The sequence below is a fragment of the Streptomyces asoensis genome (genome assembly GCF_016860545.1).
In the GTDB taxonomy this organism is placed as follows: domain Bacteria; phylum Actinomycetota; class Actinomycetes; order Streptomycetales; family Streptomycetaceae; genus Streptomyces; species Streptomyces asoensis.
The window spans coordinates 2,075,951-2,090,733 of sequence record NZ_BNEB01000002.1; the positions used below are offsets into that span (position 1 = coordinate 2,075,951).

Here is a 14,783-nt window from a genome sequence, read left to right on the forward strand (position 1 = left end):
GAAACGGCTACCAGGGCAAACTTTCCTCGAAACCTTCGAGACTTTGTCCTTGACGAGTCGAAAGTGGGCGTCCTAGCGTCCAACTCATGTGTTCCGCCTGACTTTTCACCCGCTGGCCAGACCAGAGGAGTTCTGAGTGCGCAACAGACGGATCGTCACCCTCGTGTGGGCGGCTGCGTTGACCGCAGCCGCCGGGCTCCTGCCGCTCTCCGCAGCCCGAGCGGCACCGTCGTCGGATTCCGTACCGCCGGCCCCGTCGGCCTTCCAGAAGGTCACCCTCAACGACCGCCCGGGCGAACCCATGGCCCTGGCCGTCCTCCCCGACCGGCGGGTCCTGCACACGGCGCGCACGGGCGAGGTCCGCATCCACGACCCCAAGAGCGGCGTGAACTTCCTCGCCGCCGACATGAAGAAGAGCCCCGCCGGGCTCTACCAGCACGACGAAGAAGGCGTGCAGGGCATCGCCATCGACCCCGGCTTCGCCAAGAACCACTGGGTCTACCTCTACTACTCGCCCCGCCTCGACACCCCGATGGACGACCCCGCCACCCCGGGCGTCAACGAAGGCGACGCACCGCAGTTCGGCACACCCGCGGACTTCGCGAAGTACAAGGGGGTCACACGGCTCTCGCGCCTGCAACTCGTCGGCAACAAGCTCGACTTCGCCACGGAGCAGAAGATCATCGACGTGCCGGCCGACCGGGGCATCTGCTGCCACGTCGGCGGCAAGATCGACTTCGACCACAAGGGCAACCTCTTCCTGTCGACCGGTGACGACTCCAACCCGTTCTCCTCCGACGGCTACGCCCCCCTCGACGACCGCCCCGACCGCAACCCGGCCTACGACGCGCGGCGCACCGCGGGCAACACGGCCGACCTGCGCGGCAAGGTCCTGCGCATCAAGACCAAGCCCCACGGCGGCTACGCGATACCGGACGGCAACCTGTTCGCCCCGGGAACTCCCAAGACACGTCCCGAGATCTACGCCATGGGGCTGCGCAACCCGTTCCGCTTCGGCGTGGACGAGAAGACCGGCGAGGTCTACGTCGGCGACTACTCTCCCGACGCCAACCAGGCCAACCCCCAACGCGGTCCCGCCGGGCAGGGACGCTGGATGGTCATCGACCGTCCCGCCAACTACGGCTGGCCGTTCTGCGTGACCCAGGACATGCCCTACCAGGACTACGACTTCGCCACCCAGACCTCGACCGGCGCGTTCGACTGCGCGAAGCCGGTCAACGACTCGCGCCACAACACCGGCCGCAGCGTGCTGCCACCGGTCACGGACGCCGAGATCGTCTACGGCTACGGGGCCTCCGAGGCGTTCCCCGAGCTCGGCACGGGTGGCATCGGCCCCATGGGCGGCCCGGCCTACCGCTACGACAAGCGCAACACGGCCGAGAACCGGTGGCCCCGGTACTTCGACGGCAAGCCGCTCTTCTACGAGTGGACCCGCGACCAGATGAAGGCCATCACCCTCGGAAAGAAGAACGAGGTCCTGAAGATCGAGGACGCGATCCCCTCGATCACGACCGACGGTCCGATCGACGCCGAGTTCGGCCCGGACGGCGCGCTCTACGTCCTCGAGTACGGCACCGGATACTTCGCCGAACTGCCCGAGGCCCAGCTCTCCCGCATCGACTTCACCCGGGGGAACCGCACCCCCGAGCCCAAGGTCGCCGCGGACGTGGTCAACGGCACCAGCCCGCTGACGGTCCGGTTCTCCAGCACCGGCACCAAGGACGCCGACGGTGACGCCCTGCGCTACGCCTGGGACTTCGATGCCGACGGCACCGTCGACTCCAGGGAGGCGAACCCGACGCACACCTTCGACAAGAACGGCGTCAACGACGCCACGCTGAAGGTCACCGACAGCACGGGCCGCTCGGCCTCCGCCTCGGTCCCGGTCGTGGTCGGCAACAAGGCGCCGGTCGTCTCGCTCACCACCGACCCGGCTCCGCACGGCAGCACGCCGTTCCACTGGGGCGACCGGGTCACCTGGCAGGTCACCGTCACCGACGACCAGCCGGTGGACTGCTCCAAGGTCACCGTCTCGTTCATCCTCGGCCACGACTCGCACGGCCACCCGCTCTCGTCGAGCAACGGCTGCTCCGGATCGTTCGAGACCTTCGTGGACGGCGGTCACTCCGGCTCGGACAACCTCAAGGCGGTCTTCAACGCCACCTACACGGACTCGCCCCCGGCCGGCCTGCCGGCCCTGTCGGGCAGTGCCGAGGTCGCGCTGACACCGGCCGACTGACCCGGCGGTGACACCCAGGCGGGGCGCCCACCCGAGAACGGGGGGCGCCCCGTCGCCGCGCGGATGCGCGCACGACCTGCCGTCGGGCACGACGCTGCCTCGCCGAGCCGCACCGAACTCACGGTCTGCGGGTGGCCCGGTGCACGAACGCGGGCGGCAGGTTCGCCCACACCGCCTTCGAGCACTCCAACCGGTCGAAGCGGCAGGCGAGTTCGGCCGTGAAAGCCCGGGCGGGCGGGGTCCAGGCCGCGTGCAGGTAGGCGAAGGTGCTGAACCGGCCACCGGGCGCGAGGACTTCGGTCACGGCGTCCAGGATCCGCCGGCGCCGGTCCTGCGGCATGACCGTCCACGGCAGTCCGGAGACCACCGCGTCGACGGGCCCGTCCACGGCGGCGGCCAGCTCGGCGGCCGAACCCCGGACCACGGTCAGCCGGGTGTCGCGCCGGGTGGCCGAAAGCCGGGCGGCGAGCACGGGGTTGAGCTCGACGGCGACGAGCCGTGCGTCGGGGCCGAGCCGCGCGAGGATCGCATCGGTGAACACCCCGGTCCCCGGGCCGAGCTCGGCGACGAGCCGGGCCCGCTCCAGTCCCGCGCCCTCGGTCATCGCGTACGCCAGTCGCCGTGAACTGGGCGCTACGGCACCGGTCATGAGGGGCCGTCTGAGGAACTCCGTGGTGATCGACATGGCGGCCATGCTGGAAGCGTCCGGGGTGGCCGCACGTCGTATCCCCGGCCGGTGTGCGTACGACCGCGGGAGGACCCGGTGACACCCGCCAGGACGATGCCGGGGAGCGGACCCCGGCCGTAGCGTGAGGCGGTGCACCGGCTGATCGAGACCCTGCCCCGCCTGCGCCGCGGACATCCGTGGCTGGCGGACGTCCTGCTGGTCGTGCTGGTCGCCGTGCCCCCGGTGATCCGTCCGGAGCCGGGCTGGCGACCGGTCCAGGTGCAGGCGGTCGTGTACGCCGCCCTCGTGCTTCCCCTGCTGTGGCGCCGCCGCCGGCCGGTCCTCGTCGCGGCCCTGGTGACGGCCGCGTTCTGGGCGCAGTACCTCGGACACGTGTGGGGACAGGAACCGGGACGCGGCGCCGTGGCCCTGGCCGCGGTCCTCGCCACCCTCACGGTGCGCGGGCTGCGTCGCGCCGCCGCGCTGACCGTGCTCGGCGCCGCCGGGTGCGTCGTGCTGTGGATCCCCGCCTGGCAGCGCGACCACGGGGGTCCGGGAGCCCGCGGCGCCTGGCTCACCCCGCTCGCCGTGGGGCTTCTGCTGGCCGGGGCCTGGCTGTTCGGCGCGTACGTCCGCGCCCGGCGCGCCTACATCGCCGAGTTCGAGCACCGGGCCGCCCTCGCCGAATCACAGCGTCTCGCGCTGGCCCGCGTCGCCGTGGCCGAGGAGCGGGTACGCATCGCCCGCGAGATCCACGACGTCCTCGCTCACGGCGTGAGCGTGATGGTGCTCAACGCCGAGGGCGGCAGGCTGATGCGGCACACCGACCCCACGGTCGTCGACCGCACCTTCGACGTCATCAGCGCCACCGGCCGGGAAGCCCTCGACGAACTGCGCCGCCTGCTGGAGGTACTGCGCACCCCCGACACGGACGCCCCGGTCGGCGGCCCCGCTTCGGAACAGGGCGGGACGGGTGAGTCCCTCGCGGCGGATCTGCGGCGGCTGCTCGCACGCCTCGACACCACCGCCACGCGCACCCGGCTGGATCTCCACGGAGATCGTGACGGCCTTCCGGCGGACCTCACCGCGCAGATCTACCGGATCGTGCAGGAGGCCCTCACCAACGTCGTCAAGCACGCACCCCCGGACACCACGATCCACGTGCGGGTCGACACCGGCACCGAGGGCCGGGGACGGCTGGTACGCATCCAGGTGGAGAACTCGCCCGGAGCCGGAGCCGGAGCCGGAGGCGGAGCCTGCGCGGAAGCCGTCCCCGAGCAACCCGCACCGCTTCTGTCCCGCGGTCACGGACTCACCGGCATGCGCGAACGCGCCGCCCTGTACGGCGGGAGCGTCGACGCCGGCCCCGCACCCGGCGGGGGCTACCGGGTCACCGCCGTCCTGCGCCCCGAGGCCGAGCCCGCCGCGGTGACCCCGTGACCGGCCCGTCCACCCCGGCTCCCGCCCCGCCGCCGTCGCGGGTGCTGATCTGCGACGACCAGGAGCTGATCCGGATGGGACTGCGCATGGTCGTCGACAGCCAGCCCGACCTCACGGTGGTGGGCGAGGCCGCCGACGGGAACGCGGCGATCAGGGGCGTGGCCGACCTGGAGCCGGACCTCGTCCTGATGGACGTACGCATGCCCGGCCGGGACGGGCTCGCCGCGACCGAACACCTCTGCGCCCGGCCGCGGGCACCCCGCATCCTCGTCGTCACCACCTTCGACCTGGACGAGTACGCCTACGCGGCCCTGCGCGCCGGCGCGAACGGCTTCCTCGTCAAGGACGCCCCCGCCGAGGAGATCCTGGTGACCGTCCGCGCGGTCCTCCGGGGCGAGGTCATGGTCGCCCCCTCCCTCACCCGGCGCCTGGTCGAACGCTTCGTCCGGCAGGCCCCCGCCGTCGCCGGCGCCCAGCGAAGCCGGCTGGCCGCGCTCACCGACCGGGAACGGGACGTCCTCGCCCTGGTCGCCCGGGGGCTGGCCAACGGCGAGGTGGCCGAGCGGCTCTTCGTGGGCGAGACGACCGTCAAGACCCACCTCGGCCGCATCCTGGCCAAACTGGGCCTGCGCGACCGTGTCCACGCGGTGATCTTCGCCTACGAGAGCGGGCTGATCCGGGTCGGCGACTGAACGACGACGGCCACGGCACCTGGAGGCGCCACCCCTGAAACCCCGTGATGTTCTCCGCTGCGAGTTCCTCGTCGGACAGCCCTCCGCGCGGAAGGAACCCGGCACTGCGCACGAGGACGTAGTCGTCGACGACGCCGTCGTAGCCCGATGGCCGCCACAGCACTGCGCCGAGGGGGCTGTAGCGCTCTGCGCCCGAACCCGCACATACCGTTGAACCCTTCCGTCGAGCCTCGGAAGATGGTGGCGAGCGGATGGCGCGCGGGTCGGTCGTCCGGGGGCCCGGGGGAACGGGGGAGTGCGGTGCCGGCAATCAGTGACGCGGTCGTGAGTGGTGTGCGGTGAGGAACCGTCTACAGGTCGTGCTCCAGATCATGTTGGCGCTGGTCGCCTGCTTGCTGGGGATCGCCACCAACTACGCGACCAGCACGGACCACGCTCCCTGGGTGCTGGAGGAGATTCAGCGGTTCTCCGTTCCTGCCATCGGGCTGCTGGTCGTGGCCCTGGTGGCGGGACAGGTCGTCGTCTATCGGCTGGAGAATCCCGCTCCGCCCCGTAGCGTGTGGCCGCGTGAGCGGATTCCTTACCCGGGACTCGACGCGTTCGACGAGGACGCGGCCCCGGTCTACTTCGGCCGGGAGACCCAGGTCGCCGAGCTGACACGCAGGCTGCACGCCACAGCCACCTGCCCCGCGGATCGGTTCCTGTTGCTGGTCGGAGCGTCGGGGAGCGGGAAGTCCTCACTGGTCAGGGCTGGGGTGATGCCCCGGCTCCGGCAAGGCCGCTGGACCGTCGTCCCGGCCTTCGCCCCAGGGCCCAACCCCCTGGCCGCCCTCGCCGGCGCGCTGGCCGCCGTCGGCGACGGACAGGAACCGGCAAGCGCCGTGCTGCGCAGGCTGCGCCTCGGGCCCGCTGCGCTGAAAGCCGAGCTTTCGCGGCTGCGGGGCGGCCGGTTCCGGCGGATACTCCTCGTGGTGGACCAGTTCGAAGAGGTTGTCACCCTGGCCGGTGAGCGCGAACGCGCTCAGTTCCTCGCAGCGCTGCGTACCTGTGTGGAACAGGATCCCGCGGTCCGAGTGCTGGTCACTCTCCGGGTGGATCTGCTCGGTCGGCTCCTCGGCACCGGACAGGCGGAACTCTTCCAGCACCCGGTCGCCATCGGCACGTTGGACAGAACGCAGCTCGCCCGAGTCGTGGAGCGGCCCGGAGCCCTCGTCGACCTCCGCTTCGCGTCGGGGGTGGTCGAATCGATCGTGAGCGAGACCGGGACCGACGACGCCCTGCCGCTGCTCGCCTACCTGCTCCAGGAGTTGTACTTCGCCTCCGGACCTGGTGGCACGGTGACCGAAGAGCTGTACCGGGGGCTCGGCGGCGTACCTGGCGCCCTCGCGCGGCAGGTGGACAACACCGTGGCCGCGCTGGGCACGCACGTGGGCATCGACTTCGTCCTTCGTGCCCTGCTCAGGTTCGTCACCGTCGAGGGCCAGGAGGTGGCCCGTCGCCGTGTGCCGCTGTCGGAGCTCGGGGAACGGGACCGCGTTGTCGTCGATGCCTTCGTCGAGGCGCGACTGCTGCGCACCGATGCCGCGGGAGGGAGCCCGGTAGGCGGCGAGCCCTATGTGCAGGTCACGCACGAGGCACTCTTCCGCCAATGGGCCCCGCTCAGGCAGGAGGTCGAGGCACGGGCCGAGCGACTTCGCGAACGCGCCGAACTGGAGCGGTGGGCGGCCGACTGGGAGCGGGCCGGATGCAGCGACGACTACCTCCTTGCCGGAGAACGCCTCGCTGCTGCTCGGCGCTGGCTGGAAGCCCTGGAGGAATCCGGGCAGGCGTCCGCACCCGCCCGCGCGCTCGTCGAGTCCTCGCTGCGTCACGACCTGACCTTTCTGAGCCGGGTGTCCGACAGCATCGGACGTCATGTTCTGCTGAGCCCGGAGAGCGAACCGGAGCGCTCCCTGCTGCTCGCCCTCGCCGCGCTCGACGAATGCACCCCCACGCCCTCGGCCCGGCGTGGACTGATGGCAGCGCTGGCGGCGAGCCACCTGCGGGCCCGTCTCGACGGACACACGGACACGGTTCGGCGCATCGCCTGGTCCCCCGACGGCAGATTCCTGGCCACGGCGTCCAGGGACGGTACTGCCCGCATCTATGACGCCCGATCCGGGCGCACCGTGCTGGTGCTCTCGTGTGACGAGGTCGTGGTCGAGTGCGTCGCCTGGTCGCCCGACTCGGGCAAGGTGGCAACGGTCGGCCGCGACCGTGTCGTACGGATCTGGGATGCCGTGTCCGGGGAACCGACCCGGCTGCTCACCGGCGCGGGGGACCTCACCAGGCATGTCGCCTGGTCGCCGGACGGTCGGCACGTCGCGGCGAGCTCCAAGGACCGGACCGTACGGGTCTGGGAGACCGGTACAGGGCTGCTGGTGCGCGAGCTGCACGGGCACCGTGACGATGTCTGGGGCGTGGCCTGGTCGCCGGACGGCAACCGCCTTGCTTCCGCGTCCCACGATCAGACCGCGATGGTGTGGGAACTGGCCACCGGGACGGCGGTCACCACGCTCACCGGACACTCGGACTTCGTCGAGTGCGTCACGTGGTCACCGGACGGACGGCAGGTGGCCACCGGCTCCGGCGACCACACGGTCCGGATCTGGGACGCGGCGAGCGGCGACCTGCGCCTGTTGTTGCGAGGACATACCGACTATGTGTGGAACGTCGCCTGGTCGCCGGACGGGCGGATGCTGGCCAGCGTCTCCTCCGACCGCACCGTGCGTATCGTCGGCGTCGAGGACGCCGAGGTTCTGGCCGTGCTGCGCGGTCACGCCGACACCGTCTGGGGTGTGACCTGGTCACCCTGCGGCACCATGCTCGCCACCAGTTCCACCGACCGCACCGGCATGGTGTGGGACCTGCGACCACGGGGCGCCGAGCTGGTCATGGCCGCCGGACACCAGGGTTCGGTGAACCAGGCCGTGTGGTCCGGGGACGGAACCCGCTTCGCCACCGCTTCGGACGACGGCACCGTACGGATGTGGGACGCGGCCACCGGAGTACCGGCAGGACAGGTGATCGAGGTGGAGGACCGGGTCTGGGCCGTCGCCTGGACCCCGCGCGGGGAACGACTCGCGTTCGGCACGAACGACGGCCTGTTCCGCATCACCGACGGTCATGGTGGCACGCTCTTCGAACGACAGGGCGAGGTCGTCAAAGGCTGCGCCTGGTCCCCGAACGGCACACGGATCGCCACCGGCGGTCACGACTGGGCCGTGAGCATCCGATCCACGGCGGACGGGGCGGGGCTGCTGAAACTGACGGGACACCAGGACTGGGTGGGCCGTGTGGCCTGGTCACCGAGCGGACACCTGCTCGCGAGCTGTTCCGACGACCGCACGTGCACACTCTGGGACGTCGGGGAGGGGCAGCAATACACCGTGCTGCGGGGCCACGACAACTACGTGGCGGACACGGCCTGGTCCCCGGACGGGGCAAGGATCGCCACCGCCTCCGGCGACTGGACCGCCGCCGTCTGGGACGTCACGACAGGACGGCGCATCGAGGTCCTGAAGGGGCACGAGGGACGACTCCGCGCCGTCGCATGGTCACCGGACGGCCTGCACATCGCCACAGGTGCCGACGACCGCACCGTACGGGTCTGGTCCGCCGCCACCTTCGAGGAGATCGCCGTCATCGGGGTGCATCAGGAAAAGGTGACCTCTGTCGCCTGGTCCCCCGACGGCACACGGCTGCTCACCGGATCGGCCGACGGGACGGCGCGCGTGTGGCGGGCGGACCCCGACCACGACCGGATGGAGGCGATCGCCCGAGGAAGGGTCTTCCGCACCCTCACCCAGGAAGAACGACGACAGCACCTCCTGCCACTCGATCCCGCGTGATCGTGGGATCGGTCGAGACCTTCGCGCCCTTGGCTGTTCCATGGCCCGTGGTTGTACCGGTCGTCGCCCAGATTTTGCACGGGATCACATGGGTCACTCGCGTCTCGCCGTGTGACGATGAAGGGACACAAGGGCTCCCGTGAAAGGGGGCTGGCCCACGATGCGCCTCTTCACACTGCGGATCGACGGCGCGGCCGCTCACATCGTCGTGCACGGAGAGATCGACTTCGACACACTGCCCATGCTGCGTGCCGCTGCCGCCGACCTGCCGCCGGATGTGACAGAGCTGGTCTGGGACCTGCACGACGCCCGCTTCATGGACGTCGCAGGCCTCCACCTGCTCTTCGAGCAGCCGCCGCGACCGGGCCCGGCCCGCAAGACGACGGTGATCAACCTCGCGCCCCAGCCGCTGCGACTGCTTCTCCTCGCCACCGAGGTCAACCCCGACCTCGAACTCGCCTGCCTGCTGTCCGATGTCCTCCCGGCCACCCTGGCCGACGACTGACAGCCGTCCGACGGCACGCCGACCGGCCCGCTGCACAGCCCACAGACCACAGATCACAGCCCACCATGCCGTCCCCCCGTCGGGGAGTCGGAGCGCGGGCAGGTCGACGGTTCGGACGACGCCGGTGTGCGGGTCGACCCGTTGGTCGCCCCCTGTCAGGCGCCGCCGGTCCGGTCCGGCAACGTGCCGGTGCGTGCCAGGTCCGCGTACCACCGTGCGCTGGACTTGGGGATGCGCTTGCCGGTCGGGTAGTCCACGTAGACGGCGCCGAAGCGCTTGCTGTAGCCGTAGCCCCATTCGAAGTTGTCCAGCAGGGACCACAGGAAGTAGCCCCGCACGTCGGCGCCGGCGACGATCGCCCGCTGCACGGCCGAGAGGTGGCCGTGGAGGTACGCGATGCGTTCGGGGTCGGCCACCTCGCCTTCCGGGTTGACGTAGTCGTCGAACGCGGCCCCGTTCTCGGTGATCATCAAAGGCATCGCGGGGAAGTCCTTGGTGAGCCGCATCAGCAGGTCGTACAGACCACTGGGGTCCACCGCCCAGCCCATAGCGGTGGTGGTGCCCGGCGGACGGTGGAAGGTGACCCGATCGGCGCCCGGCCAGGGGCTGTGATCGCTCATCCCGTGGCCGTCGGAACCGTGGCCGGCCTCGCCGATGGCGGCGGAGACGAGTGTGGGTGTGTAGTAGTTGACCCCCAGGAAGTCCAGCGGCTGGTGGATCGTCGCGGTGTCACCGCTGTGCACGAAGGACCAGTCGGTCAGACCTGCCGTGTCCTGGAAGAGATCCTGCGGGTATTCGCCCTCCAGCACAGGGCCGGTGAAGACGCGGTTGGCCAGCGCGTCGATCCGGCGAGCCGCTTCCAGGTCCTCGGGAGTCTCGGACAGTGCTCGGATGTGGTGGAGGTTGAGCGTGATGGACGTCCGTGCGTGCGAGGGCAGTTCGGCGCGCAGCGCCTGAACGGCCTTGCCATGGGCGAGGTTGAGGTGGTGCGCCGCGCGCAGGGCCGCGACCGGGTCGGTGCGCCCGGGAGCGTGGACCCCCGATCCGTATCCGAGGAAGGCACTGCACCAGGGCTCGTTGAGGGTGGTCCAGGTCTTGACCCGGTCTCCCAGCGCACGGGCCGCGAGAGTCGCGTAGTCGGCGAACCGGTCGGTGGTGATGCGCTCCGGCCAGCCGCCGGCGTTCTCCAGCTCCTGCGGCAGGTCCCAGTGGTAGAGCGTGACGACCGGTTCGATGCCCTCTTCCAGCAGTGCGTCGGTCAACGCCCGGTAGAAGTCGAGCCCCTTCTGCACGGCCGGGCCGCGGCCGGTGGGCTGCACCCGCGGCCAGGACAGGGAGAACCGGTAGGCGCTCACGCCGAGGGCGGCCATGATCGAGACGTCCTCGCGCCAGCGGTGGTAATGGTCGGTGGCCACGTCACCGGTGTCGCCGTTGCGCACCCTGCCGGGCGTGTGCGAGTAGACGTCCCAGATGGAGGGGGTGCGTCCGTCGACGGAGGCGGCGCCTTCGATCTGGTAAGCGGCGGTTGCCGTGCCCCAAGTGAACCCCTGAGGGAAGCTGAGGGCGTCGGTGGTCTTCGGGGCGGGCGCGACACGTCGGGTACCGGTGGTCACGTGAGTCCTTCCAGATGCGGTTCGGGGTGCGAGGGGTCGGAGCGGGTGGCGGCCGTCGGCGGGGCACGGCACGCAGGGCACGGCGGGGCACTCATCCCTTGACCGCTCCCTGCATGATTCCGCCGACGATCTGACGGCCGAAGACGATGAACATGACGAGCAGGGGGAGCGTGCCGAGCAGGGCGCCCGCCATGATCAGCGACTGGTCGCGTACGTATCCCGCGCTCAGCTGGGTGAGCGCGACGGGCACCGTCGGGTTGGACATGTCGAGGACGATGAACGGCCAGAAGAAGTCGTTCCAGGCGTGCACGAACGTGATCATGAACAGGACGGCCATGGGCGGCCGCGCGATCGGCAGCACGATGCTCCAGAAGATGCGCAGGGAGTGCGCACCGTCCACCCGTCCGGCCTCGACGAGTTCGTCGGGCAGCGCCTCGCTCAGGTACTGCCGCATGAAGAACACCCCGACGGCGCTGACGAGCGTGGGGAAGATGACAGCGGGCAGCTGCTGTCCCCAGCCCAGTTCCGTCATCATCATGAACAGCGGAACGACGCCCAGTTGAGGCGGCACCAGCATCGTGCCGATCACGAGCATGAGCAGGATGTTGCGGCCCTTGAAGCGGAGTTTCGCGAAGGCGAAGCCGGCGAGGGTGGCGAACAGCACCGTGGACAGGGCGATCACGCCGGCGACGATCAGGCTGTTGAGCATGGCCTTGCCCAGTGCGGCGTCCTGCCAGGCCTTGCCGAGGTTCTCCAGGAGATGAGGCCCCGGCAGGAACGGGGGAGGTGTCTGGGTGACGCGCGTGTTGTCGGTCGAAGCCGCCACCATCGTCCAGTACAGCGGGAAGAGCGAGAACAGGGCCGCGATCCCCAGCAGGATGTAGGCGACGGGACCCGCGTGGTGCTGGCGTCCGGCGCCCGGGTGCCGGAACAGCTGACGGCCGCGGCCGCCTGGGGTCGCGCTCTTCCGGCTCTTCTTCTGTACGCTCCCGGGGCGCGCGTCCGTCGCCCGGACCGGGATGCTGTCTGTGGTCATGGGGATCTCCCGGTCAGGCCCTGCGCGCCAGGACGCGCTTGACGACTTGCTGGACGGCGAACACGACGATGAGCAGCAGGAACATCGCCCAGGCGACCGTGGCGGCCCGGCCCATCTGGTAGTTCTTCCAGCCCTCCTCGTACAGCAGCAGTCCCAGCGTCTGGTACTGGTTGTCCGCCCCTCCGGTGACGCCGTTGGGGCCCTGGCCGAAGATCAGGGGCTCACCGAAGAGCTGCGTGGCACCGATCGTGGACAGGACGATGGTGAACACGATGGTCGCGCGGATGCCGGGCACGGTGACCATGAGGAACTGCTGCCATCGCGAAGCGCCGTCGAGGGCCGCGGCCTCGTAGCGGTCGCGCGGGACGGCCTGCATCGCCGCCAGGTAGAGCAGGGCGTTGTAGCCGGTCCAGCGCCAGATGACGATCGTGGAAATGGCGGTCTGCGCGGCCCACTTGCTGTTGTCCCAGTCGATGTTGTCGACGCCGACCAGGCTCAGCATCCAGTTGATCATGCCGAAGTCGCGCTCGAAGAGCATCGTGAACACCAGGGCCGCGGCGCCCACCGATGTGGCGTACGGCGTCAGGACGGCGACGCGGAAGAAGGTCGAGCCCCGCAGGCGGTAGTTGAGCAGGTGCGCCAGCCCGAGCGCCATCAACAGCTGCGGCACGGTCGACAGGACGCCGATCGTGAACGTGTTGAGCAGCGCGTTCCAGAAACGGTCGTCGTCCCACAGGGCCGTGTAGTTGTCGAAGCCCACCCACTCCATGAGGTTCAGGGTCGACAGCTCGACGCGGTGCAGGGAGATCCACGAGGTGTAGATGAGCGGGTAGAAGCTGAAGGCGGCGAAGACGACGAAGAACGGGGCGACGAACGCGTACGGCGCGACGCGTACGTCGAGGCGGTGCAGCAGCGTACTGCGCCGCTGATCTTCTGTGCCGCTGCCCGACCCGGCCGGGTGAGCGGCGCCGGGCGCACCGTCTGGGGGTGTCGAGGTGGAGATGGCCACCGGAAGGCGTCCTTCCTGGAGGGTGACGGGGTGGGCAGCCGCCCGGCGGCCCGCCGGGGGCCGTGCGGGGAACGCCGGGCGGCTGCGGAGGTGGGCGAAGGGGCCCGAGGTCAGCCGACGGCCTTCTCGATGCGCTTGTCCGTGGTCTCCCATGCCTCGTTCGGGCTCTTGTTCTGCGCCTCGATCAAGGTCAGGCCCTGCGAGAAGATGTCCTTGATGGTGCCGTCCTTGCGGCCGAGCACCTGCTCGTCGGGGATCTCCTGGGCCGCGGCGCTGAAGATCTTCCCGATGGGCGCGCCGCTGAAGTAGTCCGACGTGGCATCGACCACTTCGGGCATCCCCAGAGCGGTCTTGGACGAGGGGAAGTTGCCGATCTTCTCGAAGAGGTAGGCCTGCTGCTCAGGGGCGGTGAGCCAGGCGACGAGCTCCTGCGCCTCCTTGCTGACGGGGCTCTTCTCCATCACGCCGAGGAACGATCCGCCCCAGTTGGCGCCCTTCGGCGCCTTGGCGACGTCCCACTTGCCCTTGTTCGCGGGGCCCGCCTTCTCGCTGATGTGCGCGAGCATCCACGCCGGGCAGACGGTGCTGGCGAAGGTGCTGTTGGCCAGGCCGGGGTCCCAGCCGGGCTGGAACTGGCGGAGCTTGGCGGTCAGACCCGACGTGGCCGCCTCCGAGGCCAGCTTCCACGCGCCCTTCACCACCGGGTTGGTGGCGTAGATCAGCTCGCCCTGCTTGTCGTAGAACTGCTGGGAGTTTCCGTAGATCATGGCGTTGAACAGCCCGCTGGAGCTGTCCATGAAGGCGACCTTGTCGTCCTTCGAGTTCTGCTTGAACCGCTTGCCCGCGGCGACGTACTTCGACCAGTCGCCCTCCCACAGCTTCGCGACCTCGCCGCGTTCGGTGGGCAGGCCGGCCTGCTCGAACAGGTCCTTGCGGTAGCAGACCGCCATCGGGCCGATGTCGGTCCCCAGGCCGATGACCTTCTTGTCCTTGGTGGTGACCTGGCTCTGCTTCCACGGCAGGAAGTGGTCCGTCCCGGCCAGGCCGGCCAGATCCACGAACTTGTCCTGCTGGGTGTCCGACAGTTCCTTGGCCCGACCAATTTCTATGCCCTGGATGTCTTTCAGTCCGCTCCCGGCGGCCAGATGAGTCTGAAGGGCGGTGTAGTAGGTCTGTTCGTCACCGGCGACGTCCGCCTTGATGACGATGTTCGGGTGTTCCTTCATGTACTTGTCGAGGAGGCCGGTCTCCTTGAAGCCCATGACGCCGAACAGCCCCATGGTGATGGTGACCTTGCCGTCCTTCTTCCCGCCGCCGGTCCCTCCGCTGTCGCTGCCCCCACAGCCCGCGACCAGACCGAAAGCCGACACAGCTGCTACCGCGGCCATGGCTCGTGTAGGTAACTTCCTTCGGTCCTTGCCCATTTCGTCCTCCTAGCGGCGGCGCTGACGCACCGGAGTTCGAGCCCCACGGTCCGCTCCGTAGGTGCCGATTTGTCCTAGTGGGCACGTTCCCAAACAGCGATGGGAACGTGCCCATTCAGAGGCCCGAAGCGTGGCCGCCGCGAAAGACTCCTGTCAAGAAGTTGAGCAACTTCGGTGCCGGAGAATGTCGCACCCCCGACCCGGACCCCGGCGGGCGTTCTCGGGCGGTCTGGCACAATGCGCTGGT

The 14,783-nt window shown here is 70.0% G+C and carries 10 protein-coding genes; 5 read left to right on the forward strand and 5 right to left on the reverse strand.

Annotated features, from left to right (window positions below; genetic code table 11):
- The first annotated feature begins 136 nt into the window (after positions 1-136).
- Positions 137-2,260, forward strand: coding sequence for a PQQ-dependent sugar dehydrogenase (locus tag Saso_RS12200; protein ID WP_189919318.1), 2,124 nt, complete (start codon positions 137-139; stop codon positions 2,258-2,260).
- Between the two features lie 118 nt (positions 2,261-2,378).
- Here Saso_RS12200 and Saso_RS12205 read toward each other — a convergent pair whose 3' ends face one another.
- The gene (locus tag Saso_RS12205) at positions 2,379-2,945 is read right to left on the reverse strand and encodes a class I SAM-dependent methyltransferase (protein WP_189919320.1); all 567 of its coding nucleotides are present in this window, start codon (positions 2,943-2,945) and stop codon (positions 2,379-2,381) included.
- Between the two features lie 132 nt (positions 2,946-3,077).
- On the opposite strand from Saso_RS12205, the gene Saso_RS12210 reads away from it, so the two are divergent.
- The 4 genes from Saso_RS12210 (at position 3,078) to Saso_RS12225 (ending at position 9,454) form a co-directional block, all read left to right on the forward strand.
- Positions 3,078-4,367 (forward strand): sensor histidine kinase, encoded by a 1,290-nt coding sequence (locus Saso_RS12210; RefSeq protein WP_189919323.1) that lies wholly within the window; start codon positions 3,078-3,080, stop codon positions 4,365-4,367.
- Positions 4,364-5,059, forward strand: a complete 696-nt coding sequence (locus Saso_RS12215; protein ID WP_203833521.1) for a response regulator — start codon at positions 4,364-4,366, stop codon at positions 5,057-5,059. Before Saso_RS12210 ends, Saso_RS12215 begins: the two co-directional genes overlap by 4 nt.
- A 359-nt stretch (positions 5,060-5,418) precedes the next feature.
- Positions 5,419-8,949 (forward strand): nSTAND1 domain-containing NTPase, encoded by a 3,531-nt coding sequence (locus Saso_RS12220; RefSeq protein ID WP_229901143.1) that lies wholly within the window; start codon positions 5,419-5,421, stop codon positions 8,947-8,949.
- 160 nt (positions 8,950-9,109) lie between these two features.
- On the forward strand, positions 9,110-9,454 hold the full coding sequence (locus Saso_RS12225; RefSeq protein ID WP_189919325.1) for an STAS domain-containing protein: 345 nt from the start codon (positions 9,110-9,112) through the stop codon (positions 9,452-9,454).
- Positions 9,455-9,609: 155 nt separating this feature from the next.
- Here the strand turns inward: Saso_RS12225 and Saso_RS12230 are convergent, their stop codons facing one another.
- From Saso_RS12230 to Saso_RS12245, 4 genes are all read right to left on the reverse strand, one after another.
- Positions 9,610-11,067 carry a GH1 family beta-glucosidase gene (locus Saso_RS12230; protein ID WP_189919327.1) on the reverse strand — a complete coding sequence of 486 codons (1,458 nt, stop codon included), beginning with the start codon at positions 11,065-11,067 and terminating at the stop codon, positions 9,610-9,612.
- A 91-nt stretch (positions 11,068-11,158) separates the two neighbouring features.
- Positions 11,159-12,103: a carbohydrate ABC transporter permease gene (locus Saso_RS12235; protein ID WP_189919329.1), complete on the reverse strand. Its 945-nt coding sequence runs from the start codon at positions 12,101-12,103 to the stop codon at positions 11,159-11,161.
- Between the two features lie 13 nt (positions 12,104-12,116).
- Positions 12,117-13,112 carry a carbohydrate ABC transporter permease gene (locus Saso_RS12240; protein WP_189919332.1) on the reverse strand — a complete coding sequence of 332 codons (996 nt, stop codon included), beginning with the start codon at positions 13,110-13,112 and terminating at the stop codon, positions 12,117-12,119.
- A gap of 110 nt (positions 13,113-13,222) precedes the next feature.
- Positions 13,223-14,500 carry an ABC transporter substrate-binding protein gene (locus tag Saso_RS12245; RefSeq protein WP_372442424.1) on the reverse strand — a complete coding sequence of 426 codons (1,278 nt, stop codon included), beginning with the start codon at positions 14,498-14,500 and terminating at the stop codon, positions 13,223-13,225.
- Positions 14,501-14,783 lie beyond the last annotated feature (283 nt).

What these genes read in the sequence shown, in the direction of transcription:
- Saso_RS12205 (WP_189919320.1), bottom strand. Translation starts at nt 2,945, where the DNA reads ATGTCGATCACCACGGAGTTCCTCAGACGGCCCCTCATGACCGGTGCC.
- Saso_RS12225 (WP_189919325.1), top strand. Translation starts at nt 9,110, where the DNA reads ATGCGCCTCTTCACACTGCGGATCGACGGCGCGGCCGCTCACATCGTC.
- Saso_RS12235 (WP_189919329.1), bottom strand. Translation starts at nt 12,103, where the DNA reads ATGACCACAGACAGCATCCCGGTCCGGGCGACGGACGCGCGCCCCGGG.
- Saso_RS12245 (WP_372442424.1), bottom strand. Translation starts at nt 14,500, where the DNA reads ATGGCCGCGGTAGCAGCTGTGTCGGCTTTCGGTCTGGTCGCGGGCTGT.